Raw genomic sequence first — 24,762 nt, forward strand, 5'->3', positions numbered from 1 at the left:
TATATTTAAATATACTGCAGAATCATTTTTAGGTGAAAAGCATGACAAAAAAACAGACCACGCAATCAGCTAACATGCTTTTTAACAACAACCACTATAGTCCATTATTTTTTACTACATTGAATAATGACATATTATTAGTCTGTCATTCAGCACTCAATAGTCTTACAAATTACGAACTTTTGAGCCATTTTATGCATACCAATAATTACCAAGGGTTAGTTATCTTTAATATTCCTAAAAATACTGATGCTGCTTCACTAAAAGAGTGGCCAAATTTGAAAGGCCTTTTCTATCAAGATACCAATGAGGAGCTATTTAACAGGGGATTAGAAGCAATTAAACAAGGGGAATTGTGGTTTCCACGTACTATCAGTGATATTTGGATGCGCCAAATGCTCGATTCAGAGCAAAAAACTGCTTTGCAAACAAATAACCTAACCGATAAAGAAATTAAAGTACTCAACCTACTTTTCAGTGGGCTTCATTCCAGTGCTATTGCTGACAGCTTATTTATAAGTGAAGCTACGGTAAGAGTGCACTTACATAAAATTTATAAAAAAATAGCGGTCAAGAATAAACAGCAGGCAATTCGTTGGTGCCAAGACAACCTAAAAAATATGAATTCGCGTAAATAACTAGAAAATAATTACTACTTAATACCTACTGTAGTAAATATCATCTCATTATAAATAACTCAAACAAGTCAATTAGTTACATTACCTGAAAATAAAAAAACCTTACTTTTCAATCACGGCCATGCCTTTTTGTTGCAAAAAAGCAGTAAAAAGGACTTAATTTATTAATTTTAATTAGAAAAAAGTTAATACTCATCTTATACTGCAACGGGATACACATGAAATTTAAATAGGATACACAATGAAAAAACTATCAGTTGCAGTAGCAATTTGTTGCGCACTTGCCACAAGCAATGCGAGTGCTGAAGTTCGTATTAATGGGTTTGCTTCTATTGTCGGTGGTAAGTCACTCGATAGTGATCAAACTTTATATGGATATGATGATGATATTTCATTTAAAAATGAAAGCGTATTTGCACTTCAGCTGACCGCTGACCTGCAAGAGAAGTTATCCGCTACAGCGCAAATAGTAGCTCGCGGTGAAAATGATTTTGACGCTGATTTTGAATGGGCATACATAACATATGAGTTCTCTGATGAGCTACAATTAAGCGCCGGTAAAATGCGCGCACCATTTTTTCGCTATTCTGACTTTTTAGATGTTGGCTATGCCTATCGTTGGGTTCGTCCACCACAATCCGTTTATAGACTGCCATTTTCAACCTATGAAGGGTTGAGTTTGTTATACACTTCACAATTAGGTGATTGGGATTCAACTTTACAGGTTATCTACGGTGGCTTTGAGGGTGATGTAGTAGCAGTTACTTATAACGACCAAGCAGAGTTAGATGATGTAGCAGGTATTAACTGGACACTCTCTTATGATTGGTTTAGTGCTCGTGCAGCTTACCTTGTAACAGACACTACTATGAAACTTGGGCAAAAAGATGAGAATGATCTAGCGGGGGTTCAAATAAACGCCCTAGAAAATATATTGCGCCAAAATGGATTAACGACTCAAGCTGACGATATTTCAATAAATGAAGATGATAGCTACTTCTTAGGTTTTGGCATTTCAATAGATTACAACAATATTCTATTTGACGCTGAATATACCGAATTTGAAGTTAAAGACAGTATATTAGCAAAGCAGTCTCAATATTACGCTTCTATTGGGTATCGTATGGATAACGTCATAGCTCATTTTACTTATGAAGATAATGACGACAAGCATGACTCATCAAGGTTTAATGCTATAGAGTCAGTGCCGACTCTAAATGCTGCAATAAATGGAGCCTTAGAAGGTACTCGTGCCCAAAGTAATGTATACACCATTGGTGCGCGCTATGACTTCCACCCAATGGCAGCATTAAAAGTAGATTTTAGTCGCTTTGAAAACGACATATCAAATACTGAAACTGATGTTATCGCCGTTGGCGTTGATTTAGTATTTTAATTGGAGCGAACCATGAAAAAATTAATTTTAGCCAGCATGCTAACACTATGTAGTACTGCAGCATTTGCTGAAGTTGCAGTAATCGTTAACCCAGCGAATGCCAATGCAATAAGCCAAGATGATATTAAAAAAATATACCTTGGCAAGAGCAAATCGTTTGCTGATGGTACCAAAGTAAACCCTGTTAACCAAAATGGTACTGCAGTGGCAGATGAGTTTAACGACAAGCTTGTTGGCAAATCAGGCAGCCAATTAAATGCTTATTGGTCAAAGCTAGTTTTTACTGGCAAAGGCACGCCTCCAGGTAAACTTGATAATGACCAAGCTGTGATTGATTTTGTAGCTGCTAATGCTGATGCAATTGGCTACATAGACAGCGCCAAAGCAAGTGATAAAGTTAAAGTAGTAGGTAAGTATTAACCTGCTAAATTAAAAATAAAAGCCCGTAACAAATACTTTGTTGCGGGCTTTTTTATGCCTATTATTTACAACCGTAATAAAACCTTAAAGTTTCGCCTTAACGACTACTCAATTTTAAACTTAGCAGTTGCATCTAATAGATTATCTGAAAGGTAATGTAAGTTTTTTGCCACATCTCTTACCGCTTTGAGTGAACTCATCGTATCTTCAAATGAAACATGCATATTCGATACGTTGTCTACTACCATCGCGGCCACAGAGGTTTGCTCTTCAGTTGCTGCTGCAATTTGCGAGTTCATCCCATTAATTTCTAGTATTTGCTCTGCTATTTTTTCAATCGAGACACCGGTTTGCTCTGCTGCACTGGCATTATCTGTGGCCATGTCTCTTGCAGAAGTCATAGCCGTTACTGACTCATTGGCAGCCACACTTAATGTACTTAGTAACTCACGAATTTCATTAGTTGACTGTGCTGTGCGTGATGCAAGCTCGCGGACCTCATCTGCTACCACAGCAAAGCCACGACCATGCTCACCTGCACGCGCAGCTTCAATTGCAGCATTTAACGCCAACAAGTTTGTTTGTTCGGCAATGGAGGTAATTACATTGAGTATTTGCGATACATTTTTAGTGTCATCGGCTAATTTATTAATGGTGTTCGCCGCTATATTAATTTCATCGCTTAACGTGCGCGACGCATTAACTGACATTTTGACTTGTACACGACTTTGATCCACTTCTTTTTCTGCTGTTTGCACAGCATTAGATGCGCTCGCTGCTGATTGTGAAATATCGCCAACGCTTTGCTTCATCTCTTCCATCGACTGCTTAACAACATCGGCATCGGTGGTTTGTTTAGTGGTTGCTCGCTCTGCTCGCTCCATCCCTTGCACAAGACGGGTTGAATTTTCCATTAGCGGTTCACATACCGCGATAACTTCTAAAACAGTTTCTCTCAGCAGGCTAATAAAAGCATTAAAGTTTATAGATACCTGACCAATCTCGTCCTCTGAGTTAACAGCAAGCTTGGTGCTTAATGATCCTTTACCACTTGCTAAAAGGCTTAGGTTATTAGCAGCATCACTGGCTGATGAACCAATATTACGCGCAATCCAAATAGCCATAAGCAAAAGCAATACTAATGATACAACCGCCACAACTAACATTAGATTAAGCGCGTCATCTGAACGCGCTTTTGTATTGGCAACTAGCTGGAAAAAGCGATCATCTGCTTTTTGTTGTGCGTTTTTAAAGCTGGTTAAAACCGCCTCGAAAAGGCTTGTTTTAAGCTGCGCCTGTTGTTGTATTTTACTAAAATCAGCCGTGCCATTAACCATGCCATTGGCGATAGTTGCAGATATCTTTTCATAATTTTTTAGCCGCGTTTTTGTGTCGCTATCAATATATGATCCATTAATTGTTTCTATTGCGTCCAAATTCAAAATGAGCCGCTGATAAGTTTCACTCGCTTTTGTTACTAACTCTTGCTCGCCAAAGGTTACAGCCTGAGTGTATAACTCATCTAACTTTTCTAAGATGCTTACGTTGGCCAAGGTTAATTTAGCTACTTTATAAGAAGATTTCTCCATTTCATCAAGTGATATGCGATTTTCGTTCATAGCAAAGTAATTAACCAAAACAATTACTAAGAATGCGATTATCGCTATAGATGTAATTGCATGTATTTTTTTAGTAATGCTGAGGTTTTTAAAAGAGAAACCTGAAGCCATATTAATTTACCCCGTTTAATTATCTATAGTTATTATCGGCTTAATATAGAAAAATGTTAACTTTATTTTTAACTTTCGACGTTTTTTATACATAAAATTAAATATACAACAGTATTCTTTTATAAACACCAACAATTGAAATATAGAGTGTTCTACTCAATGTTCAACATTAATCCAAAAAGAGTTGTTTAATATTTTAAATTTCAGACACAAAAAAACCAGTAACATTGCTGTTACTGGTTTTTATATTTGGTGCGGATGGGGGGACTTGAACCCCCACGCCCGAAAGCACTACCCCCTCAAGGTAGCGTGTCTACCAATTCCACCACATCCGCATTTTTTAAGCTATTGCTTAGCGTTAAGTCTTAAAGCTAACTTGAGGAAAGAGAGCAACTTAACAATTTAAACTAAATTAATTTGGTACGTCAGAGCTTTGCTCTTTTGTAGATGTTACTGGAACATCTTCTTCAACTGGCGTTACAGTTTCAACAGCTGGAGCCGCTTCTAAGTTTTCCCATTCGTCAGTCTTTTTGATTTGACCGGCAGTTAGGTTACCTAAAACAATACTTAACACGAAAAAGATAGTTGCTAAAGTTGTTGTCGTTTTCGTCATAAAGTTACCGGCTCCTGAAGAACCAAAAACAGTAGACGATGCGCCTGCACCAAATGATGAGCCCATGTCAGCACCTTTACCTTGCTGGATCAAAACCATACCAACAAGCGCTAACGCTACAATTAAATACACTACTAATAAAATTTCGTACATCTTATACGGTCCCTTTTGCACTATTGCAGATAGCAGTGAATGATTCTGCTTTTAAACTGGCGCCACCAATTAGGCCGCCGTCTATATCTGTTTGTGCAAATAATAATTCGCTATTTTTTTCATTAACGCTACCACCATACAAGATGGTTAGCCCTTGTGCTAAATCGCTGTCTAGTGAAGCAATCTTGTCACGGATAAATTTGTGAACACTTTGTGCCTGTTCAGGCGATGCAGTCTTACCTGTGCCTATAGCCCAAACGGGCTCATATGCTATCACAGATTCTTTCAGTGCTGCTACACCTAATTTATTAATTACTGCGTCAATCTGCGCAGCAACTACCTGTTCTGTTTGCCCGTTTTCTTGCTCTATTTCGCTCTCTCCAACACATAAAATAGGCGTTAAACCTACTTGTTGTGCGCGAGCAAATTTTGCCGCTACGGTGTCGTTGCTTTCTTTATATATACTGCGGCGTTCTGAGTGACCAACCAGTACATATGTTGCACCTAATTGCTTAATTAGCTGGGCATCTACTTCACCAGTAAAGGCACCTGGCGTATTCTCTGAAACAGTTTGTGTCCCAGTAGTTACACCACTGGCGACCATTGCTGATATCAGTGGAAACGGAGGAAATAAAACAATGCTTACTTCAGAAGGTTTAACATCGTTAATAGCATCAGACAGTTGTTCAACAAGTTCTAATGAACCATTCATTTTCCAGTTGCCCGCGACCATCGCCTTGCGTGTTGCCATTTTTCCACTCCACATTAGAAAGCGGGCGAGATATTAACTCGACTCGCCCAAAGTTACAAGAGGTTATTGTTATCAATCAGTTTGTTTGCTCATAGATTCGACAACCGCTGCTATTTTTTGTGCGCTATCGATAACTATTTTTTCTTGTTCTGCTTCAACCATCACTCGTACAACAGGTTCAGTACCTGACTTACGAAGTAATACACGGCCTTTATCTGCTAAGCTTTGCTCTACTTCAGCTACTGCAGCAAGTACTTCTGGTGCTTGAGTTGGATCGGTACCGGCAGTGTATCGCACGTTAATCATTTTCATTGGGTACTTAGTAAATCCAGCGCCTAAATCTTGAAGTGTACGGTTTTGAGCCACCATAGCAGCAAGCACTTGTAAGCTTGAAATAATGCCATCGCCAGTGCTAATTAAGTCTAAATTTAAAACATGGCCTGAGCTCTCACCACCAATTTTCCAACCTTTTTGCTGCAGTAGTTCCATCACATAACGGTCACCCACTTTGCTACGAGCAAAAGCAATATTTTTTGCTTTTAAGGCATTTTCAAGACCCATATTAGACATGACAGTACCAACAACCCCCCCTCCTAAGTTGTCATCTTGGGCAGCTTGGCAGGCAATAATGTAAACTAAATCATCACCATCAAATACGCGGCCATTGTGGTCTACCATCATTACACGGTCGCCATCGCCATCATAGGCAATACCTACATCCGCTTTATGCTCAAGCACTTTACGCTTTAGTGTATCTACGTGAGTTGCGCCACATTCATGGTTAATATTTACCCCATTAGGCTCACATGCATGGGTTATCACCTCAGCGCCTAGCTCTCGCATAACTGAAGGCGCTATGTGATACGTTGCACCGTTGGCACAATCTAGGACTATTTTAAGCCCCTCAAGTGATAAACCTTGTGGAAACTGACTTTTACAAAATTCAATATAGCGGCCATCAGCGCTTGATAGGCGTGTTGCTTTACCTAGCTTATCAGAGGCAACACATGTCATTGGTTCATCAAGCATGGATTCTATTTGCAGCTCTACAACATCATCTAGTTTTAAGCCTTGGCCATTAAAAAACTTAATGCCGTTATCGTAATAAGGATTATGAGATGCGCTAATCACAATACCCGCTTCTGCGCGAAACGTTTGCGCTAAATATGCAACGGCAGGCGTTGGCATAGGACCAAGCAAAATAACATCAATACCGGCTGCAATTAAACCAGACTCCAATGCAGTTTCAAGCATATAACCAGAAATACGAGTATCTTTACCAATAATGACTTTTTTTGTGCCATGTTGTGATAATACGCGCCCTGCAGCCCAGCCTAATTTCATTGCAAATTCTGGATTAATAGGCCCTTGCCCAACTAGACCACGCACACCGTCTGTGCCAAAATATTTTCTTTCTTGCATTAAAGTACTCCTTGTTTGCAGGCTTGATATACGCCAAGCACGTCTGCGGTTTCTTTTACATCATGCACACGAATAATATGCGCACCGTTTTGTGCTGCTATTAATGCGCCAGCTAAACTACCAGCTAATCTATTTTCTGTATCTCTGTTGAGTAAATTACCAATCATTGACTTACGTGATAAACCCGCCAGCAGCGGTAAGCCAAACTGGGCAAAGTCATTAAATTGAGACAATATTTGATAATTGTGTTTAAGTGTTTTTCCAAAGCCAAAACCAGGGTCTAATATTAATTGGCTTTGTCTTATACCAGCAGTTTCGCATGCAGCGATGCGCTGGTTAAAAAAGTCATTTATCTCGCTTGCTAAATCATTATAGTGAGGGTCGTTTTGCATACTTCGCGGTTGTCCTTGCATATGCATTAAGCACACGACCACGTCAGGATACTGAGCAACCACCTCTAATGCACCAGGTTCTTGTAATGCTCGCACATCATTAACAATATCCGCACCAGCTTCAATGGCTTGACGCATGACTTCGGATTTACTGGTATCGATTGAAATAACGCAATCACTTTGCTCACGTATAGCCTTAATAATCGGAATAACGCGCTGCAGTTCATCTTCAAGAGTGACATCCGGCGCTCCTGGACGTGTTGATTCACCGCCGATATCTAAAATAGTCGCGCCGTCATCAAGTAATTGCATTGCATGTTTGAGTGCAGCTGTAATATTAAAAAACTGGCCACCATCTGAAAATGAATCAGGGGTAACGTTTACTATTCCCATAATAATGGTTTCGCTGAGATCAAGCGCTCGACCACGTGCAAGGTTAATTTTATTATTCATCGCTAACCTTAATATGTGTTTGTTAAGTGTAATTTGAGTTAATTACAGCAAACTGATACAAAAAAGCCCCGAACTTCGGGGCTTTTGGATTTGTTATTTTAACGATTATTCAGCTTTATCATCAAGGTTTGTTTCATCTTTTTTAGATTCATCTTTTTTAGAGTCGTCGTTTTTAGATTCGCTAGTTGGTTTTTGTATTTCATCAACTGCTTTATCTTTAGAAACATCTTCTTTTTCTGATTTAGCTTCATGTCGGTCATGCGCATCACGTGGTTCACGTACTGGCTGACGCGCCATTAAGTCATCAATTTGTTTGGCATCGATGGTTTCATACTTCATCAGTGCATCTTTCATTGCGTGTAGAATATCAATGTTTTCTTTCAATATTGATTCTGCGCGTTGATAGTTGCGGTCTGAGAACAAGCGTACTTCTGCATCAATTACTTTTGCTGTTTCATCCGACATGCTCATAGAACGACCACCGCCGCCACCCATGTACATTTCATTTTGATCTTCAGCATAAAGTAATGGACCTAGCTTTTCACTTAAACCCCATTGTGTAACCATTTTGCGAGCAATGTCAGTTGCACGTTCTATATCGTTACTTGCACCGGTAGTTACTTTGTCTTCACCATAAATAATGGCTTCAGCAATACGGCCACCATAAAGACTAGAGATCATAGACTCAAGTAACTCTTTTGAATGACTAACACGGTCTTGCTCTGGTAAATACATCGTCACACCCAGCGCACGGCCACGTGGAATAATAGATACTTTATAAACAGGATCGTGCTCTGGAACCATACGCCCAACAATGGCATGGCCTGCTTCATGGTAAGCAGTCATTTCTTTTTCTTGCTCACTCATCACCATGGTCTTGCGTTCAGCACCCATCATGATTTTATCTTTTGCAGCGTCAAATTCAGCCATACTAACAACACGTTTATTACCACGTGCTGCATAAAGAGCCGCTTCATTCACTAAGTTAGCAAGATCTGCACCTGAAAAACCAGGTGTACCACGAGCAATCACTGCCGCTTCAACGTTATCACCTAAAGGTACTTTACGCATATGTACTTTTAGAATTTGTTCACGACCACGAATATCTGGTAAACCAACCACAACTTGACGGTCAAAACGACCAGGGCGAAGTAATGCTGGGTCTAAAACATCCGGACGGTTAGTCGCAGCAATAACAATAATACCTTCATTGCCTTCGAAGCCATCCATCTCAACTAGCATTTGGTTAAGCGTTTGCTCACGTTCATCGTGACCGCCACCCATACCTGCGCCACGTTTACGTCCTACTGCATCGATTTCATCGATGAAGATGATACAAGGCGCTGCTTTTTTAGCTTGTTCGAACATGTCACGTACACGTGATGCACCTACACCCACAAACATTTCAACAAAATCAGAACCTGAAATAGTAAAGAATGGCACTTTTGCTTCACCGGCAACCGCCTTAGCAAGTAATGTTTTACCTGTACCAGGAGGACCGACCATAAGTACGCCCTTAGGAATACTGCCACCTAATTTTTGAAACTTAGAAGGGTCACGTAAAAAGTCCACCAGCTCGGTTACATCGTCTTTGGCTTCATCACAGCCAGCTACATCAGCAAAAGTCGTTTTGACTTGATCTTCACTCATTAAGCGGGCTTTACTCTTACCAAATGACATGGCGCCTTTGCCACCGCCACCTTGCATCTGACGCATGAAGAAAATCCACACACCAATTAGCAGAATCATAGGGAACCAAGAAATGAAAATACTTGCTAAAAACGATTGTTCCTCAGGTTTTACACCTTTGACATTTACATCGCTTTTTAACAAATCATTTAAAATATCTTTATCATAGATCGGCATAATCGTTTGAAAACGCTCGCCGCTATTTTTTATGCCAGTAATTGTGCCACTGCCACTTTCAATAGACACTTCTTGTATAGAGCCACTGCGGGCATCTTTAACAAATTGACTGTAACTTGTTTGACGATCAACTTGATCGCCGCCATTAAAGCTCTGAAATACTGACATAAGCACAACTGCAATAACCAGCCAGAGTATTAGATTTTTCGCCATATCGCTCAAGGGGTTAACCTCTTGTATCCAATTAATTTAAATTCAACTAAACGCCAAACAACTGTACTACAGTTTGTATCCAGTCGCTACTATATATACTTCCCGAGAACGGGGACGCGAGGCATCCGGTTTACGTATCTTCACTGCTTTAAAACTATTACGTACATCTTGCAAATATTGATCAAAGCCTTCACCTTGGAATACTTTAACAATAAACGCGCCATTTTTCTTTAAAACTTGGTGGCACATATCAAGTGCAAGCTCAACCAAGTACATGCTCCCCGCCTGATCAACCGAGTTATTACCACTCATGTTAGGTGCCATATCAGACAATACCACATCTACATTTTTACCATCAATGCGTTTTAACAATGCATCAAGTACGGCCTCTTCACGAAAGTCACCTTGTAAAAAGTCAACACCCGCTAATGAATCCATAGGTAAAATATCACACGCAACCACTTGGCCTTTGTCACCTACTTTTTCTGCTAAGTATTGTGACCAACTCCCTGGGGCTGCGCCTAAATCAACCACTGTCATTGCTGGACGCAATAACTTATCTCTGTTTTGGATTTCGTCTAATTTGAAAACAGCTCGAGAGCGCCAGCCTTTTTTTTGCGCTTCTTGAACATATTTATCATCAAAATGTTCTTTAAGCCAACGCTGTGAACTGGCTGACTGTTTTTTATTTGTCATAAATTAACACGCAACTAATTAGTAATATTCTCTAGATGGCGTTAGAATACCCTTAATTCAAGCCATATTCAGCAAAATTTGTAATATCATGACATTATCAAACAAACAAAAGCAGTTTTTAAAAGGTCAGGCACACAGCCTTAAGCCTGTAGTTTTACTAGGTTCTAACGGTTTAACCGAGGGCGTAGTAGTTGAAATCCAAAGCGCATTAGAAATTCACGAATTAATTAAAGTGAAAGTGCCAACTGACGATCGTGAAACCAAAAAGCTTATTTTTGATGCCATAGTTCGCGAAACAGGAGCTACCAAACTACAAACAATCGGCCATACGATTGTGCTTTACCGTCAAAGCCCTGAGAAAAAAATTCAGTTACCTCGCGGCTAACAATCCGTTATAAATGATACAAAAAACCAGCCGTGGCTGGTTTTTTTATATATAATTAAAAATCCATTATTCGCAACTTTGCTCTGTAGTTACCATCCTCAAACTTACTCAGCAAATAATAGTGCCCGAACTGCCCCTCATTCATATTTTCAATAGTTTGGTTACTCAATAACGAAGCCAATTGCGGTGTGGTATTACTATGCCCTACAACCACCACAACACCATTTTGTGCTAACAACTGATTTTTCAATGTCGTTAAATCAGCAGCATTATAAGTTATAACTTTAACATTAAAATACCTAGCTAAAGGCGCTGCAGTACTTAATGTTCGGTTATAGTTACTACTGTATAACGTAATGTCTGGATGGGCTTTAACTAGCGAAACCAAATGCTCAGCACGTACTTGCCCTCGCTCTGTTAAAAATGGATCATTGCCTGTTTGTTTTTCACTATGACGAAACAAATAAAGCTGTTCAGGCGCAGAAAAAGCAGGGTGGCACAGCAGTAATAGTAATACTGCCCATGCTGATTTTATCAATGTACTCATTGTTTTTTACCTCGTTTGTATGCCAATAAACGGTCTATGAACTCCGTAGTAAGCTCATTAATGAGCCCAGTTTCTGCATTTAAAATTAAACTAAACCCTACATTTAAGTGCGGAAAAACCACTAAGTCACTGCGGTAGCCTTGCACCCAACCACTGTGATAATAAAGCGTTTCATCATCATAGTCATACACACGCCAGCCTAGCCCATAGTAGGCTTCGTTCATGTGCTCTCGCCATACTCGTCTGTAGCGTTCTTTTTTAGTATGAGTATAAGGGCGTGTTTGCGTGGCCAATGCATCTAAGGATAATACCGATGGATATTGCCCTAATTGCGCATTTAACCAAATAGCCATATCTGACGCACTGGCGTTTACCCCTGCCGCGGGTGCAACTTTATAATAATTCTTTTTTAAGCGGGCGCTATACCAACGTTTTTTTCCACGCACGTGAGGGTGTGCATAGTTATTATCCTGCACCATGGCATCGTAACCCAAACTAGCATCATTCATTTCTAGGGGAGTAAAAAACGCCTCATTAAGCCACTGGCTATAGGTTTTGTTGGTACTTTTTAAAATTACGTCGTCTATTAAGCTAAACATTACATTTTGATAGCCATAGCAATCACCAGGGTCACAAATGGGTTTAACACTCAATAGTTTTTCAACAATGTCCTTATAACCCATCCGCGATTCGATTAAATTATCGTAAGCGTTAGGCACTAGACCACTAGAATGGCTTAAAATATGAAAAACTTTTAAATCATCTTTATAGCCAGTTTGCTTAAAATCCGGTAAATAATAACTAACAGGTAAATAAAGATTGAGCCGCTGTTCATTTGCGAGTTTAGCCGCTAACGACCCTGCAAATGTTTTCGATACGGAGGCTAAACGAAATCGAGTGTGCGGGTTGATTTTTTGCCCACCGCGCACCTTTGTATTGCCCATAGTATGGATGTAGTCACGCGCTTGTGAGTTGACAATGGATAGCGCCCCTCCTGGGATTTTTTTTATTTTTAGTTTTTTTTCTGTATAGCGTCCATAACTTTTAACAAATGCTTCCCAATCAGGATCTATGCTTGCGCTCGCCTGTAAATGCGTCCCGATAAGGAGCACGGCAAAAAAGTAAAAGGGTAAGGTGTTAAAATACTTCATTCTTAGCTAATTTTTCTTTTTTAGTCATAATCAACCGTTATAATATCATGAACTTTTACTCGGACTAACGTACAATATGTCCGATTAATGGCTTTTGAGTGGATGTAAAATATTTATGCGTTTTTTAGTTGTATCACTTTTTATAATATCAGCGTCAGGTTGTGCTGTCGTTAAACAACCCGCAGAACCTTTAGTTATGCCTGCAAAGCCTATGCTCAAGAGCCAAACTTACCAGTTAAAGTATGAAGCTGAGCATGCTTCACCAAAAGTGAAGTCGGTGCAATTACCCGCCCACAACGTGAAAAAAAATCAAACTGTTAGAGTAATCGTAGACCGTGCAAGTGTTACCGACACTTTGGTCTCTCAAATAAGCCAAGCCTTAATTGATAAACAGCTTAAGGTGACCACTAGCGAGAATAGCGATTACACGTTAGCAATTCATCAAGTTGATCTTGAATTTATAGATGACGCTAAGTACACCCTAGCGCAACCAGAAAAACCATATTCATTATTTTCAAAAGTAGCCCAGCAATTTCCGTCCCAACAATGCGCCAATATATTAGCCCAAGTTAGTATGCGACTTACTCACAAAGCATCGGGCGATGTGGTGTGGTTTGCTAAATCATCAATTGATAGTGCAAGCTTCCATCGTGAACCCCTTGTTTATAGCTTTAGCGAAGAAAAGAAGATCACTAATGAGCTAGAAGTTGTTGCATTTATACATAAGCACAACACCGAACAAGCTCGCCTAAAACGAGCTGAGCTTAATAATGAAGTAACGGCCCCTGCGTATAAAACCATTACAAAATTAAGTCGTTTAACTAAATTAAATGGGCCATGTACACGCACCGAAATAAGTGCTCTAACACCTATGATGCAATTTTACTTAAGCAGTATTCTTATTGATAAAATTAAAGTTCAGTAGTTGTTAGGACGACCGCTACATTTTTTTACAGATTTAGCTAAGAGTTTGACAATATACTAGGGTCTGTTGACCTTTCAAGGTTAAATTTGCAGCACTCTGTTTGGTATTTAGGCAAGGCAGAGCCTTTGTGGTGTGGTTGCTCCCCATAAATAGGCGATAACGCAGCATCAATGCCAAACAGACGCTGCCCGAAGGGTTCTGCCTAGGGGCGATTTACTCTTTGTTGCTCGGTTTTTACTTAGCCCACTAGGTTACAAACTTCGCGCCGCGATTAAACCGCCCCTAGTTTGAACAAATTTTAATCCGCAAAGGTCAACAGACCCTAGCCTCTTTAGCAAACTCTAATTAAGGTTCCAAGGATGACGTATACTTCTCTTAAACAGTCTTTTGGTTGTGCAGCCTTATTAGTTGCCGCTATTTTTAGTGCCCAAAGCAGCGCCAGTAATCGTTACTATGCCGATAACACTTTGGAACCCACCACTGGGTTTGCCTGGGATTGGAGCGCTGGCGCAGGTTATTACATTGAAGACTCTTATTTAGTTGGCATGAACTCCTATGATGTTGGTGCAGAACTAGATTTGAGTATTGCAGTTTCTTACGATAATTTTTATCTAGATTTTGACCATAATCAGCTCAGCGGTGGACTTGTTTTAGGCTATAGCTTAATTAACAAATATGATTGGGGTCTTGATTTATTAGGCACCAACATTCAAGCAGGTTTTGATGAACAAGGTTTAGGCTTTTATAACGACGGAATAATTGATCCACTGCGTGGTATAAAAAAGCGTAACTATGATTTTGACACCGGCCTTCGATTAACACGCCGATTTGAAAACTCACAAGTTTCATTTGAATATTTACATGATATAAGCGGTGCTCATAATGGTTGGGTTGCCAATGTGTTTTTCAGCCATATTCAACCTTGGCGCAATTGGGAGTTTCGCTCCGGTATTGGCTTAAGTGCCTACTCTGCTGATTTTACAAACTATTACTTTGGTATTGATAGCGATGAAGCAAACGCAGCACGCCCTATTTATAGTACCGATGCCAGTACCAGTATTATGTTTGAATTTCATGCCGAATACCCCATCAATCAAGATTGGGTATTTTTAGCAGGCTGGTTAACCACTTGGTTTTCAAAAGAAATTGATGACAGCCCAATTATTTCCCAAGGATATCAACACAAAGCCAAGGTAGGCCTGCGTTATGTACTTTAGATTTTTTTACTGTTTGTTGTTTACATATTCGGGCTCTTTGCTTGCAGCCACTACACAACCACCCAGTGAACTTACTGCTGTTCCCGATACCTGTGTAGCCTTACGTGAAGGGCGTCAATGTTATGCCGATGTTGTCTTATCGTGGCAGCAACCAGAGGTAGGAAATTATTGTTTACGCGATGCGACTTCAAAATACATTATGCAGTGCTGGCTTAAACAGCGACAAGGCTCACTTAATTACGCCTTTGATTCAACCCAGAGCATTTCATTTGAGCTGTTTGATAGTAATACATCACAAGTGATTGCTGTAAGCGAAGTTAAACTACAATGGGTGTATCAAAATAGACAAAAAAAGCGGCGCTGGCGGTTATTTTAGCCACACACTATAAACATCATTCAGGTATACGAAGAAAGCTTATGGATAATTACGGTACTATTTTACTGGTTGAAGATGATATCTCTCTTGCACAATGGGTAACTGAGTATTTAACTGAGCAAGGCTATATTGTGCATGTATGTCATCGCGGTGATGAAGTTATAAGCCAAGTAAAGCATTTAAACCCACAGCTTATTTTACTCGATATTATGTTACCAGGTCTTGATGGTATCAGTGTATGCCGTGAGTTACGTAGCTTTTATCAAGCCCCTATAATTATGCTCACCGCACGAGATGAAGAAATGGATGAGGTCATTGGGCTTGAAGTCGGTGCCACAGATTACATTATAAAACCTGTTCGCCCTCGTGCACTGCTTGCTCGTATTAAGTCGGCTTTACGCTACAGTAGCGACACGCCTAAAACTGATGCTCAAGAGAGCATGATCAATATTGGTCAATTAAGTATTAATACCGAATCTCGTAACGTTACACTCAACCAGCAAGATGTGAATATTTCAAGCGCAGAGTATTTATTACTGCATTATTTAGCGAGCAACGCTGGGCAAGTTGTATCACGTGATGCGGTGTTTAAAGCAACCAAAGGCAGGGAGTATGACGGCCTAGATAGAAGCGTTGATGTGCTTATTTCTGCTTTGCGTAAAAAGTTTAATGATGATCCGCAAAAACCAGAAAAAATAAAAACTATTTGGGGGCGTGGTTATTTGTTTGTGACTACAGCGTGGTAAGTTTTAATGCCTGAGCGCTTAAATAATAAGCGCGACAATAATAAAAGTCACTTCAATACACCCAGCCTATTATGGAATAGCATCAATGAAAAAGTTTTATATTTCACTACTAGGCAGTGCGCTGCTTTCAATTATTGTTTTAGGTTGGCTTATTGATGCATTTAGCCAACAAGCACATGCACCTTTGGATGAGTTTAGTGTACAAAGCCAGATTATTGTCGGGTTAAGTAAACAGCTCACAGCTATAAAGCCACAGGCACGACCAGAACAGGTAACTAAGTTAGCCAAAGATTTTAACCTGACTCTTAACTACAAATTAAATCAGTCGCTAGCATTACCATCAGCGCTATTAGATAAAATGCAAACTCAAGGCGGGTTAATACTCGAGGACGAGCAAGGCTTTTACATGCTCTACACTAATGATGCATTAAGCCCTTACCATTTAACCATGCGTTTAGATAAGCCTTATGAGAACATACAGCGAAACGACATAATTTTAACTTTGTTATTTTATACTGGCTTATGTGTTTTTATGGGCTTTATTATTACCCCTTTAGCAAAACGTCTTACAGTATTAAATGATGCGGCAAAACAGTTCGCATCCGGTAATGTTAAAGCCCGAATTAAGCCCTCTCGCTTTACCTATATAAAAGATGTGGAACTGACATTTAACCGCATGGCAAGTCAAATTGAAAAGTTAGTTGCTGAAAATAAACTGATGGCCTCGAGCCTATCCCATGATATAAGAACCCCAATAGCATGCTTACGCTTTGGTGTTGACGCTGCACTTGATAGCCAGGATGAGAGCAAAATAAAGCACTACCTAACCCGTATGGAAACCGATTTGGATCATATGGAGTCAATGTTAAAAAGCTACTTAGCATTTGCTACTTTGGAACAAAATGCCAATAAACTTACTTACTCATCAGCAAACCTTAAACAATATCTAAGTGATATTGTGCTGCAGCTTGAACCAAGAATAACCGCACGTTCGCTTAATATTTCTTTAGAATGTGATGATCATACTATTTTTGCTGACTTACATTGGCTAGCAAGAGCGATCGCTAACTTAATTAATAATGCCTGCGATTTTGCACATCATCACATTAAGGTAACCGCCTCGCTACAAGAGCACACTCTAGTGATCAGCATTGCCGATGATGGCCCAGGAATAGCTCAAGAAAACAATCAAAAAGTATTTAGCCCGTTCTTCCGTGAGCGCAGCCACCGTAATCGCAGTGACAACAGTTATGGGTTAGGATTGGCTATCGTTGCCAAAGTAGCCGATTGGCATCATGGCTCAATAGAAGTGAGTAAAAGTGAGCACCTTGGTGGGGCCTGCTTTACACTTACGATTGCGCGGTTTAGATATTAATCAAACAATTACCATCCGTTCTAACTAACGCAATATAATTAAAGAAATCGTGCTATTTATAATCAAAAAATGCACGTGTTATTTATATCTGAAAATAAAACGCAATAATTGTGCGACTAAGTCAAATAAGCACTTTTTATTTTTTTACAATTCCAGTAGATTGTCACGGCGTCGAAAAAATAGAGAAGCAAAATAATATGAGTGCAGTAAGAGGTGAGTTTAGCTCCCGCTTTGGTTTTATAATGGCTGCGGCAGGATCTGCTGTTGGGCTTGGTAATATTTGGGGTTTCCCGACACAAACAGCAAGTAATGGCGGGGCTGCCTTTTTAGTCGCGTACTTAGTACTGGCCTTCTTTTTAGCCTATCCTGCTTTAATGGCAGAGCTGATGATAGGTCGTCATGGACAAGCTAATGCGGTTTCTTCACTAACTAAATTAACCACTAAACCTTGGCAAAAGCAGTTTGCCTTTGCTGTTGGCTTTGGCGGGATTTTATGTGCCGGCTTTATACTAAGCTTTTATGCGATTGTTGCTGGTTGGATGTTAAGTGCGACTTTAGAGCCGGTTACTACTCTCATAGGCGCAGATGCGGCATCTTCGTGGTTAAGTGAGCAGTCACTTACACGCAACATTCTTTTTACTGTGGTATTTATTATTTTAACCGTTGCTATTATCAGCCGCGGTGTTGAAAATGGTATTGAAAAATGGTCAAAACGTTTAATGCCTGCTCTGCTCGGTATTTTGTTTGCCTTAATTGCCTATGTAATGACTCAAGAAGGCGCTGTTGAGGGATTAAAAGCTTACCTAGTCCCTGACTTTTCTTCTATTTTTGATCCCACCTTATTAGTCAGTGCACTAGGACAGGCCTTCTTTTCATTGTCACTGGGCACCAGTGTAATGATTATCTATGGCTCATATATCAGTAAAAAAGAAAACCTCGTCTCTTTGGGGGCTTATGTTACGCTTATTGATGTATTCATCGCATTTGTAGCAGGCTTACTGATTATCCCCGCGATGTATGTTGCACAAGCCCAAGGTGTTGAAATATTCTCGTCAACAACAGGTAAACTACTTTCAGAAGACACATTAGTATTTCAGGTTTTACCCGCCTTATTTGATGGCATGGGTGGTGTGGGTTTATTTGTTGGCTTTGCTTTTTTTGCATTAATGAGTATTGCCGCTCTAACCTCGTCAATTTCAATGCTTGAAGCGCCGGTATCGTACACTGTAGAGCGCTTTGCAATGAAGCGTGTGCAAGCAACATGGTTAATAGGTGCTTTAATTGCCATAGTTAGTATTACCATAGTGTGCAACTTAGGCACGTTATTTGGTTTAGTGATCACCTTAACAACTAAAGTCGCGCAACCTTTATTAGGACTTATGTGTTGTATTTTTGTAGGGTGGATCTGGTATAGGTCATCACTGCTCAAAGCAATCCAGCAAGGTAACCCTGAAGTACATAACACCTTATTTTGGAAAATATGGCCTTGGTACACTAAGTTTGTATGCCCTATCGCCATTAGCTTAGTATTTTTACATTCTTTACTTAGCTAATAAAACAAAAAAGGCCCACTAATGTGGGCCTTTATTTATTAAGAATTATCTACTGCTTTAAAATCATATCTTGATGGGGTATGCCATCTTCTAAGTACTCCTCCCCAACACACTCAAAACCAAATGAGCGATAAAAATTTAGTAAGTAGGTTTGTGCGCCTATATAAATATCACGAGTAGGCCAATGAGTTCTACAACAGGCAATAGCATGGCTAACTAATTCTTTGCCTAAACCAGAGCTACGCTGTGATTGAGCAACTAAAACACGCCCTATCGCACTATAATGTGCATCTTTTTCATAACAACGAGCATAGGCATTTACTGTTTGCCTATTGAGTGAATACAAGTGGCGAGTAGCATCTGCAATATCCACATCATCAAGTTCGGGGTAAGGACACGCTTGTTCTACAACAAATACGTCAACACGTTCACGCATTATTGCAAACAGGGTTTGGGAGTCGAGCGCAGAGAATGGCTCACATTTAAACGCCATTTAAACACCTTTTATTAATACAGGGCCTTACTAAAAGGCCCCATAATCTTATTAAGCAAATAATCGCTCTAACTGATCACATAACTGAGATAAGTTAACATGATCATGCTCGATAGTTAAATCGACATAACCGTCACTTCTAAATGCTCTGTCTAACTCAATCAGTACATGCGTTTTATGCGCTTCAGGAATAAACGACAGTTCAATTTCCTTTATACCAAATAAGCTGCGACTATTTGGTTGATATTCAAGCTCTTGATAACACCCAGACACAGATTGAAAAGTAGAAGCACGTAAATGGCCTTGCTCTACATCTGCTTTAACTAAATTAAATCCTAGCTTCTCCATTGCTTGCATACAGGTTTTAACTGCTTCATTCGGATAGATGTGCAAATGGTCTTTATCTGTTGGATCAAGCGCAAGGTCAATATCAAGCCCTGTTTCTAACCACACATAAGACTGGTTATAACCGGCATTAATTTCAGTAATTGGTGTTTCTGAATGCAAACGGGCTTCAAACGGGATAGTTTTAACTTCACCAGGCTCAACAGTACCAATGTCAGTTATGCGCCATTGATCAATAACATGATTAGTAAAGTAATCACCGTCTTCACTGGCTACTTTAACCCGAGTAACTAACATTAAATCTAAACCCGCAATTTCTTGACTTACATCACCTGCACTAATAACTATTTGTGCATTGAATAGTTGGCCAGGCTGAAGATGCTCGGTTTCTAAAATAGTATCCACCTTGGCGGCACCAATGCCTACCGATGCTAAAATCTTTTTAAACATATTTTCTCCTTAAGCTAAGCAATACACTTGTTTGCTTACACTTAAACTCCTTCGTTATGGCATCTTAACCACATTTAAAAGCGCTTGTCAGCGAAAAACTGCTATTTACATGCTGTTTACCATAAAACTAGCCATTTATGTGTGTTTTTTGTACTTTACAGCCGCCTTTATGCATACATAAAGGTGTTTTAGCAATCAGGTGATAAATACTCACTATCAGCCAATTAGCAGTAGGAAATAAGTAGATAAATTGTCAATAAGCATTGTTTTTCGCTACACTACAATGCCAAGTGCAGTGATACTAATAACTATGGAACTAATTTATTTTGCTACCGCCTTCGTCTGCGGTTTTGGTATATATCAGCTAAAGTTACCGCCGCTTATCGGCTTTCTTATGGCCGGATTTATTCTTAATTTAGCGGGTTACAAAAGCACGGAGCTACTCGAAACGATTGCCTCTTTAGGGGTCACACTGCTACTTTTTAGTATTGGCCTCAAACTAAAAATTGCTAACCTTATAAAACCACAAGTGTGGGCTCCTGCCACCATACATATTATTTTAAGTAGCGCATTGTTTAGTGGCTTCATGTTGCTGCTTGGTGTATTCGCACTGCCATTATTTGTCGATTTAAGCTGGCAAAGTGCATTGTTAGTCGGCTTTGCTTTAAGCTTTTCGAGTACGGTATTTGCTGTAAAAGTACTTGAAGAACGCGGTGAAATGGCAAGTTTGCACGGTAAAATAGCCATTGGTATTTTGGTTATGCAAGATATATTTGCAGTCATATTCTTAGCGGTCAGTACAGGTAAAGTACCGAACATTTGGGCCTTAGGGTTAATTGTTGCACTACCTTTGTTTCGCCCAATTATGTACTGGGTTTTAAACCGCTCTAAACACGGTGAGTTACTGCCGTTATTTGGCTTTTTCTTTGCATTAGTAGCTGGGTACAATGCCTTTGAATTCGCAGGATTAAAAGGCGATTTAGGCGCATTGATCATTGGCATGATGTTCGCCCCTCACAAAAAAGCAGGTGAGCTGTCTAAATCACTGCTTAGCCTAAAAGACATACTACTGGTTGGCTTTTTCTTAAGTATTGGTTTAAGTGCAGAGCTTACTGCCCACTCTTTAGTCGTTGCTTTAATTTTAGTATTAATTATCCCTATTAAAACGCTGCTTTACTACATACTAACTAATTTATTTAAACTGCGAGCTCGTACCTCTTTACTCACCGCATTTAGTTTGGCTAACTTTAGTGAGTTTGGCTTAATTGTTTGTGCCGTTGCTGCATCTAGCGGCATGGTTACCTCTGAATGGCTCGCGGTTATCGCGATTGCAGTATCAATTACATTTGTGATTGCCTCCCCTTTAAATAAACGCTCTAACGAGCTGTACGTTAAAATTGAACGCCTCTTATTGAAGTTTGAAAGCAAGACCCGCTTAGCAGAAGAGCTTCCTGTAAACTTAAATGATACGAAAATAGTAATCTTTGGTATGGGTAGAATTGGCACCGGTGCCTATGAAACAATAAACGCAACCCACCCTGATGTGGTTGCAGGTATTGATATTAAACCTGAGGTGGTTGATAAACATATTAAACGTGGACGCAGAGTATTAATTGCGGATGCAACTGACCCTGATTTTTGGCAGCGTGTTAATCACTCTCATGTCGAAATGGTCATGTTAACTATGCCCAAACATATGCAAAATATTTTTGCCTTAGAGCAATTACAAGCATCAGGCTATAAAGGACAAGTAACTGCGATTGCTAACTACCCCGATCAGCAAAAAGAATTAGAAGATATGGGAATAGATTCTACATATAACTTTTACTTAGAGGCTGGTAGCGGTTTTGCAGAGCATGTAAAGCAAACCTTGTTTCCGTAATCGGGCTTAGATGCAAATAGATTGCATTTACATTCCTTTACATCTGAGTATTTTATTGGTCAAAAAATCAGGTAAAATGTCTGTGTTGGTTTAATAAAGCTAATACCTAAGTTTGTGTTTTATAAAAGACAAATAACGGACCCCTTGCTTTTAAGTGACCAATAAGATTCTCAAATTAGAGGGCCTACTCCCTCTATCAATAGGCTGTTACTTGCCCGTTACAGCCTATTTTATTTCCTTAAAATCCCTTACACTTATCCCCATTATTTATAAAAGATGTCAGTAATGGATCCTCAACAACTAAAAGTAGCGATTAACACCATTATGCCATTTGGCAAGTATGCGGGACGCCCTTTACTTTTGCTGCCTGAGCCATATTTAGTGTGGTTTAAACAACAAGGCTTTCCTGATAGCAAGCTTGGCTCTCAGCTCGCTATGATGTACGAAGTGAAGCTTAATGGCTTAGAGCAAATGCTGATGCCATTACTAGAAAAAAATAGTAAATAAAATAGAACTTTTCTATAAATGGTCTGTCTATCTATTTGCTACTTGTTGATTTTTTGGTTTTAAACCGCAAAAAAGCGCCTTTATGGCGCTTTTTTATTGTTTGGGATTTAGTTGTCGAGGGTGATAATAAACTTAACCCCACCCAGTGGTGAGTCTTCAATCTTACACTGCCCTTTATGCCAGCTAATAATTTTATTTACAATTGCTAGCCCTAATCCAAACCCACCGGTTTTTTTATCACGGCTTTTATCTAAACGGGTAAAAGGTTTAAACACTTTCTCACGTTCAGCATCCGCAATACCTGGGCCATCATCTTCAATAACCAGAAATAACTTTTCGGCGTTGGCAGTTAAACTAATATGCACAGTTTGCGTAGCATGTTTTAGTGCGTTACTAATTAAATTTTGTAGCACTCGCGACATAAAATGACTATCACATACGTAAATGAATTGATTCGGTAGCGTTGTTGTTAATTTAATAGGGGTATCAAAACTTACTTTTTCGATATTGGCTTTAATTAATGCGACGATATCACAAGGAGCCAATTGTAAGCTTGGTTGCTGTGTATCTAAACGAGCGTATTCCAACATTTCTGATACCAAGGATTCCAGCTCATGAATATCCATTTGCATATCAGATAAATAGTGCTGTGCTTTGATCTCCTGAGTTTTATCCTCTAACATCGCGATTGCAAACTTCAAACGCGCTAATGGTGTTCTAAACTCATGTGACACTGATGAGGTCAGTTCCTGTTGAGCACTCAATAAAAACTCAATCCGCTGCTGCATTACTTGCAACGTATCAGTGATGGGTAAAAAAAATGATTTAGAGCGGTCGCTTAATTGAAAATCTTGCGCGCCTCCGACGGCTTCACAGGCTTGGCTGAGCTTAGCAAAGTCTCGCCATAACAATAAGCTCCATAACCCTATCGGTAAGCTAATAATAAATAGCACCAATAAATAAGGTATTACGGTCCCAGTGTTTTTAGCTTTGACACCTACAGGACCTACTTGTAACAACTGAGAATTATTTAAAGTAACATACCAAACAATACGTTGCTGCTTATCATACAAGTAAAGGTAATTATTTTGAGCTAATTGTAATTGCTGCTCAGGAGGGAGAACTAAATCTTGTTGGGCGATAACTTGACTATCAAAATTATGCTTTAGCTGTTCAAGACCATCTGCCGTTTGAGAGAGCAGCCATAATGACTGCCCAAATTCATCATCTAACAAAACATGTTGCTCAGATTCATCATACGGCCAAAGCTGCTCTATAACACCACTGGCAATAAACAAAGAGGCAATAATATACACGTAAAGGCTTATAAATAGCTTCCCCATTAACCTAGCCTAATACCTTGCATTAATTACATGTCCCACGCATCTGATACAAATAAATAGCCTTGCCCCCACACCGTTTTAATACGGTATGGCTTATCACTATTATCACCAAGCTTCTTACGAATTCGAGATACACGTACATCAACGGTTCGATCGAGCCCGTCGTACTCACGTCCAATCATATGTTGGTGCACATGTTCTCGGCTGAGTACTTCTCCTGCATTTGAAGCTAATAACCACAGTAATTCAAACTCATGTGAGGTCAATACGATTTCTACACCGCTTAACTTTACAATACGACTGGTTTTATCTATTGATAAATCACCAAACTTAAGCTCCTCAATGGCTTTTACGCTAGGCTGTCCACGTCGCAATAATGCACTAATTCGAGCCAACAACACGCGCGGCTCCGCAGGTTTAATAACGTAATCGTCAGCCCCGAGCTCTAGGCCAATAACTTGGTCAAAATCTTCGCCCTTTGCAGTAAGCATTAAAATAGGTAAGGTGTATTTGTCGCGTACTTGGCGGCACACGCTAAAGCCATCTTTTCCTGGCAGCATCACATCTAGAATGATTAAATCAACATCGTTTTCACTCAGGTAAGGAAACACTTCGTCTCCGCGATCTAATACGTCAACTTCTAAGCCATTATGCTCAAGATAGTCTTTGGTTAATTGTTGCAACCCTAGGTCATCTTCAACAAGTAATATCTTTGGCATTTATT

25 protein-coding genes and 1 tRNA gene are annotated in these 24,762 nt (G+C 39.7%); 12 read left to right on the plus strand and 14 right to left on the minus strand.

The genetic code is table 11. The annotated features are described in order from the left end of the window. Positions 1-41 precede the first annotated feature (41 nt). From QL989_RS08100 to QL989_RS08110, 3 genes are all read left to right on the plus strand, one after another. Entirely contained in the window at positions 42-638 is a 597-nt protein-coding gene (locus QL989_RS08100; RefSeq protein ID WP_290169629.1) for a LuxR C-terminal-related transcriptional regulator, read from the plus strand. A 241-nt stretch (positions 639-879) separates the two neighbouring features. Beyond that, positions 880-2,034 carry a porin gene (locus QL989_RS08105; protein WP_024602068.1) on the plus strand — a complete coding sequence of 385 codons (1,155 nt, stop codon included), beginning with the start codon at positions 880-882 and terminating at the stop codon, positions 2,032-2,034. Positions 2,035-2,046: 12 nt separating this feature from the next. Next, complete coding sequence (locus tag QL989_RS08110; protein WP_024602067.1) at positions 2,047-2,454, plus strand: phosphate ABC transporter substrate-binding protein; 408 nt, start codon at positions 2,047-2,049, stop codon at positions 2,452-2,454. 104 nt (positions 2,455-2,558) lie between these two features. Here the strand turns inward: QL989_RS08110 and QL989_RS08115 are convergent, their stop codons facing one another. The 8 genes from QL989_RS08115 to rlmE all read right to left on the minus strand — a co-directional run bounded on the left by QL989_RS08115 (position 2,559) and on the right by rlmE (position 10,743). Beyond that, positions 2,559-4,184, minus strand: a complete 1,626-nt coding sequence (locus QL989_RS08115) for a methyl-accepting chemotaxis protein (RefSeq protein WP_024602066.1) — start codon at positions 4,182-4,184, stop codon at positions 2,559-2,561. 250 nt (positions 4,185-4,434) lie between these two features. Then, a tRNA-Leu gene (locus QL989_RS08120) sits at positions 4,435-4,519 on the minus strand. Between the two features lie 77 nt (positions 4,520-4,596). Then, on the minus strand, positions 4,597-4,950 hold the full coding sequence (gene secG / locus QL989_RS08125) for a preprotein translocase subunit SecG (RefSeq protein ID WP_010388009.1): 354 nt from the start codon (positions 4,948-4,950) through the stop codon (positions 4,597-4,599). A gap of 1 nt (position 4,951) precedes the next feature. Next, positions 4,952-5,701: a triose-phosphate isomerase gene (tpiA, locus tag QL989_RS08130; RefSeq protein ID WP_290169635.1), complete on the minus strand. Its 750-nt coding sequence runs from the start codon at positions 5,699-5,701 to the stop codon at positions 4,952-4,954. 72 nt (positions 5,702-5,773) lie between these two features. Continuing rightward, a complete protein-coding gene (gene glmM, locus QL989_RS08135; protein WP_178956386.1) occupies positions 5,774-7,123 on the minus strand; it encodes a phosphoglucosamine mutase in 1,350 nt (449 codons plus the stop codon). Beyond that, positions 7,123-7,968: a dihydropteroate synthase gene (gene folP, locus QL989_RS08140; RefSeq protein ID WP_290169638.1), complete on the minus strand. Its 846-nt coding sequence runs from the start codon at positions 7,966-7,968 to the stop codon at positions 7,123-7,125. The genes glmM and folP overlap by 1 nt, the downstream gene beginning before the upstream one ends. A gap of 105 nt (positions 7,969-8,073) precedes the next feature. After that, positions 8,074-10,047: an ATP-dependent zinc metalloprotease FtsH gene (gene ftsH / locus QL989_RS08145; protein ID WP_256729743.1), complete on the minus strand. Its 1,974-nt coding sequence runs from the start codon at positions 10,045-10,047 to the stop codon at positions 8,074-8,076. A 66-nt stretch (positions 10,048-10,113) separates the two neighbouring features. After that, complete coding sequence (gene rlmE / locus QL989_RS08150) at positions 10,114-10,743, minus strand: 23S rRNA (uridine(2552)-2'-O)-methyltransferase RlmE (protein ID WP_010388002.1); 630 nt, start codon at positions 10,741-10,743, stop codon at positions 10,114-10,116. 88 nt (positions 10,744-10,831) lie between these two features. Between rlmE and yhbY the strand changes: the two genes are divergently transcribed. Next, the gene (gene yhbY / locus QL989_RS08155; protein ID WP_008112687.1) at positions 10,832-11,128 is read left to right on the plus strand and encodes a ribosome assembly RNA-binding protein YhbY; all 297 of its coding nucleotides are present in this window, start codon (positions 10,832-10,834) and stop codon (positions 11,126-11,128) included. Between the two features lie 55 nt (positions 11,129-11,183). Here yhbY and QL989_RS08160 read toward each other — a convergent pair whose 3' ends face one another. After that, positions 11,184-11,675, minus strand: coding sequence for a histidine phosphatase family protein (locus tag QL989_RS08160; protein ID WP_178956389.1), 492 nt, complete (start codon positions 11,673-11,675; stop codon positions 11,184-11,186). After that, complete coding sequence (locus QL989_RS08165; RefSeq protein ID WP_290169643.1) at positions 11,672-12,826, minus strand: serine hydrolase domain-containing protein; 1,155 nt, start codon at positions 12,824-12,826, stop codon at positions 11,672-11,674. The genes QL989_RS08160 and QL989_RS08165 overlap by 4 nt, the downstream gene beginning before the upstream one ends. Before the next feature lie 115 nt (positions 12,827-12,941). Here QL989_RS08165 and QL989_RS08170 point away from each other — a divergent pair, with 115 nt between their 5' ends. The 6 genes from QL989_RS08170 (at position 12,942) to QL989_RS08195 (ending at position 19,018) form a co-directional block, all read left to right on the plus strand. Further along, a complete protein-coding gene (locus QL989_RS08170; RefSeq protein WP_138608286.1) occupies positions 12,942-13,751 on the plus strand; it encodes a hypothetical protein in 810 nt (269 codons plus the stop codon). Positions 13,752-14,110: 359 nt separating this feature from the next. Further along, positions 14,111-14,968 carry a MipA/OmpV family protein gene (locus tag QL989_RS08175; RefSeq protein WP_138605367.1) on the plus strand — a complete coding sequence of 286 codons (858 nt, stop codon included), beginning with the start codon at positions 14,111-14,113 and terminating at the stop codon, positions 14,966-14,968. Then, a complete protein-coding gene (locus QL989_RS08180) occupies positions 14,958-15,344 on the plus strand; it encodes a DUF3019 domain-containing protein (protein WP_010387996.1) in 387 nt (128 codons plus the stop codon). Before QL989_RS08175 ends, QL989_RS08180 begins: the two co-directional genes overlap by 11 nt. A gap of 41 nt (positions 15,345-15,385) precedes the next feature. Beyond that, complete coding sequence (locus tag QL989_RS08185; RefSeq protein WP_054201686.1) at positions 15,386-16,090, plus strand: response regulator transcription factor; 705 nt, start codon at positions 15,386-15,388, stop codon at positions 16,088-16,090. An 85-nt stretch (positions 16,091-16,175) separates the two neighbouring features. Further along, positions 16,176-17,465, plus strand: a complete 1,290-nt coding sequence (locus tag QL989_RS08190; protein WP_290169650.1) for an ATP-binding protein — start codon at positions 16,176-16,178, stop codon at positions 17,463-17,465. A 197-nt stretch (positions 17,466-17,662) separates the two neighbouring features. Then, the gene (locus tag QL989_RS08195) at positions 17,663-19,018 is read left to right on the plus strand and encodes a sodium-dependent transporter (protein WP_010387992.1); all 1,356 of its coding nucleotides are present in this window, start codon (positions 17,663-17,665) and stop codon (positions 19,016-19,018) included. A 49-nt stretch (positions 19,019-19,067) separates the two neighbouring features. Here QL989_RS08195 and QL989_RS08200 read toward each other — a convergent pair whose 3' ends face one another. Both QL989_RS08200 and QL989_RS08205 read right to left on the minus strand, forming a co-directional pair. Beyond that, positions 19,068-19,511 carry a GNAT family N-acetyltransferase gene (locus QL989_RS08200; protein ID WP_193049067.1) on the minus strand — a complete coding sequence of 148 codons (444 nt, stop codon included), beginning with the start codon at positions 19,509-19,511 and terminating at the stop codon, positions 19,068-19,070. A 51-nt stretch (positions 19,512-19,562) separates the two neighbouring features. Then, on the minus strand, positions 19,563-20,306 hold the full coding sequence (locus QL989_RS08205; RefSeq protein WP_010387990.1) for a sporulation protein: 744 nt from the start codon (positions 20,304-20,306) through the stop codon (positions 19,563-19,565). Positions 20,307-20,616: 310 nt separating this feature from the next. Here QL989_RS08205 and QL989_RS08210 point away from each other — a divergent pair, with 310 nt between their 5' ends. Then, positions 20,617-22,188: a cation:proton antiporter family protein gene (locus QL989_RS08210; protein WP_109874882.1), complete on the plus strand. Its 1,572-nt coding sequence runs from the start codon at positions 20,617-20,619 to the stop codon at positions 22,186-22,188. 285 nt (positions 22,189-22,473) lie between these two features. Further along, entirely contained in the window at positions 22,474-22,695 is a 222-nt protein-coding gene (locus QL989_RS08215; RefSeq protein ID WP_010387988.1) for a DUF3820 family protein, read from the plus strand. Between the two features lie 107 nt (positions 22,696-22,802). On the opposite strand, the gene QL989_RS08220 is transcribed toward QL989_RS08215, so the two are convergent. Together QL989_RS08220 and QL989_RS08225 are read right to left on the minus strand one after the other, a co-directional pair. Continuing rightward, a complete protein-coding gene (locus QL989_RS08220) occupies positions 22,803-24,038 on the minus strand; it encodes an ATP-binding protein (RefSeq protein WP_290169659.1) in 1,236 nt (411 codons plus the stop codon). A gap of 26 nt (positions 24,039-24,064) precedes the next feature. Continuing rightward, on the minus strand, positions 24,065-24,757 hold the full coding sequence (locus tag QL989_RS08225) for a response regulator (protein ID WP_178956392.1): 693 nt from the start codon (positions 24,755-24,757) through the stop codon (positions 24,065-24,067). Positions 24,758-24,762: the final 5 nt, after the last annotated feature.

The organism is Pseudoalteromonas sp. APC 3224, assembly GCF_030407535.1.
Taxonomy (GTDB): Bacteria; Pseudomonadota; Gammaproteobacteria; order Enterobacterales; family Alteromonadaceae; genus Pseudoalteromonas.

Excerpts from the sequence above, each read along its gene's own strand:
- glmM (WP_178956386.1), bottom strand. The coding sequence starts at position 7,123 with ATGCAAGAAAGAAAATATTTTGGCACAGACGGTGTGCGTGGTCTAGTT.
- QL989_RS08175 (WP_138605367.1), top strand. The coding sequence starts at position 14,111 with ATGACGTATACTTCTCTTAAACAGTCTTTTGGTTGTGCAGCCTTATTA.
- QL989_RS08215 (WP_010387988.1), top strand. The coding sequence starts at position 22,474 with ATGGATCCTCAACAACTAAAAGTAGCGATTAACACCATTATGCCATTT.
- QL989_RS08170 (WP_138608286.1), top strand. The coding sequence starts at position 12,942 with ATGCGTTTTTTAGTTGTATCACTTTTTATAATATCAGCGTCAGGTTGT.
- QL989_RS08220 (WP_290169659.1), bottom strand. The coding sequence starts at position 24,038 with ATGGGGAAGCTATTTATAAGCCTTTACGTGTATATTATTGCCTCTTTG.
- QL989_RS08190 (WP_290169650.1), top strand. The coding sequence starts at position 16,176 with ATGAAAAAGTTTTATATTTCACTACTAGGCAGTGCGCTGCTTTCAATT.
- yhbY (WP_008112687.1), top strand. The coding sequence starts at position 10,832 with ATGACATTATCAAACAAACAAAAGCAGTTTTTAAAAGGTCAGGCACAC.
- QL989_RS08180 (WP_010387996.1), top strand. The coding sequence starts at position 14,958 with ATGTACTTTAGATTTTTTTACTGTTTGTTGTTTACATATTCGGGCTCT.
- tpiA (WP_290169635.1), bottom strand. The coding sequence starts at position 5,701 with ATGGCAACACGCAAGGCGATGGTCGCGGGCAACTGGAAAATGAATGGT.
- secG (WP_010388009.1), bottom strand. The coding sequence starts at position 4,950 with ATGTACGAAATTTTATTAGTAGTGTATTTAATTGTAGCGTTAGCGCTT.
- QL989_RS08185 (WP_054201686.1), top strand. The coding sequence starts at position 15,386 with ATGGATAATTACGGTACTATTTTACTGGTTGAAGATGATATCTCTCTT.
- QL989_RS08200 (WP_193049067.1), bottom strand. The coding sequence starts at position 19,511 with ATGGCGTTTAAATGTGAGCCATTCTCTGCGCTCGACTCCCAAACCCTG.
- rlmE (WP_010388002.1), bottom strand. The coding sequence starts at position 10,743 with ATGACAAATAAAAAACAGTCAGCCAGTTCACAGCGTTGGCTTAAAGAA.
- QL989_RS08195 (WP_010387992.1), top strand. The coding sequence starts at position 17,663 with ATGAGTGCAGTAAGAGGTGAGTTTAGCTCCCGCTTTGGTTTTATAATG.
- QL989_RS08160 (WP_178956389.1), bottom strand. The coding sequence starts at position 11,675 with ATGAGTACATTGATAAAATCAGCATGGGCAGTATTACTATTACTGCTG.
- ftsH (WP_256729743.1), bottom strand. The coding sequence starts at position 10,047 with ATGGCGAAAAATCTAATACTCTGGCTGGTTATTGCAGTTGTGCTTATG.
- QL989_RS08100 (WP_290169629.1), top strand. The coding sequence starts at position 42 with ATGACAAAAAAACAGACCACGCAATCAGCTAACATGCTTTTTAACAAC.
- QL989_RS08110 (WP_024602067.1), top strand. The coding sequence starts at position 2,047 with ATGAAAAAATTAATTTTAGCCAGCATGCTAACACTATGTAGTACTGCA.
- QL989_RS08210 (WP_109874882.1), top strand. The coding sequence starts at position 20,617 with ATGGAACTAATTTATTTTGCTACCGCCTTCGTCTGCGGTTTTGGTATA.
- QL989_RS08205 (WP_010387990.1), bottom strand. The coding sequence starts at position 20,306 with ATGTTTAAAAAGATTTTAGCATCGGTAGGCATTGGTGCCGCCAAGGTG.
- QL989_RS08105 (WP_024602068.1), top strand. The coding sequence starts at position 880 with ATGAAAAAACTATCAGTTGCAGTAGCAATTTGTTGCGCACTTGCCACA.
- QL989_RS08165 (WP_290169643.1), bottom strand. The coding sequence starts at position 12,826 with ATGAAGTATTTTAACACCTTACCCTTTTACTTTTTTGCCGTGCTCCTT.
- QL989_RS08115 (WP_024602066.1), bottom strand. The coding sequence starts at position 4,184 with ATGGCTTCAGGTTTCTCTTTTAAAAACCTCAGCATTACTAAAAAAATA.
- folP (WP_290169638.1), bottom strand. The coding sequence starts at position 7,968 with ATGAATAATAAAATTAACCTTGCACGTGGTCGAGCGCTTGATCTCAGC.
- QL989_RS08225 (WP_178956392.1), bottom strand. The coding sequence starts at position 24,757 with ATGCCAAAGATATTACTTGTTGAAGATGACCTAGGGTTGCAACAATTA.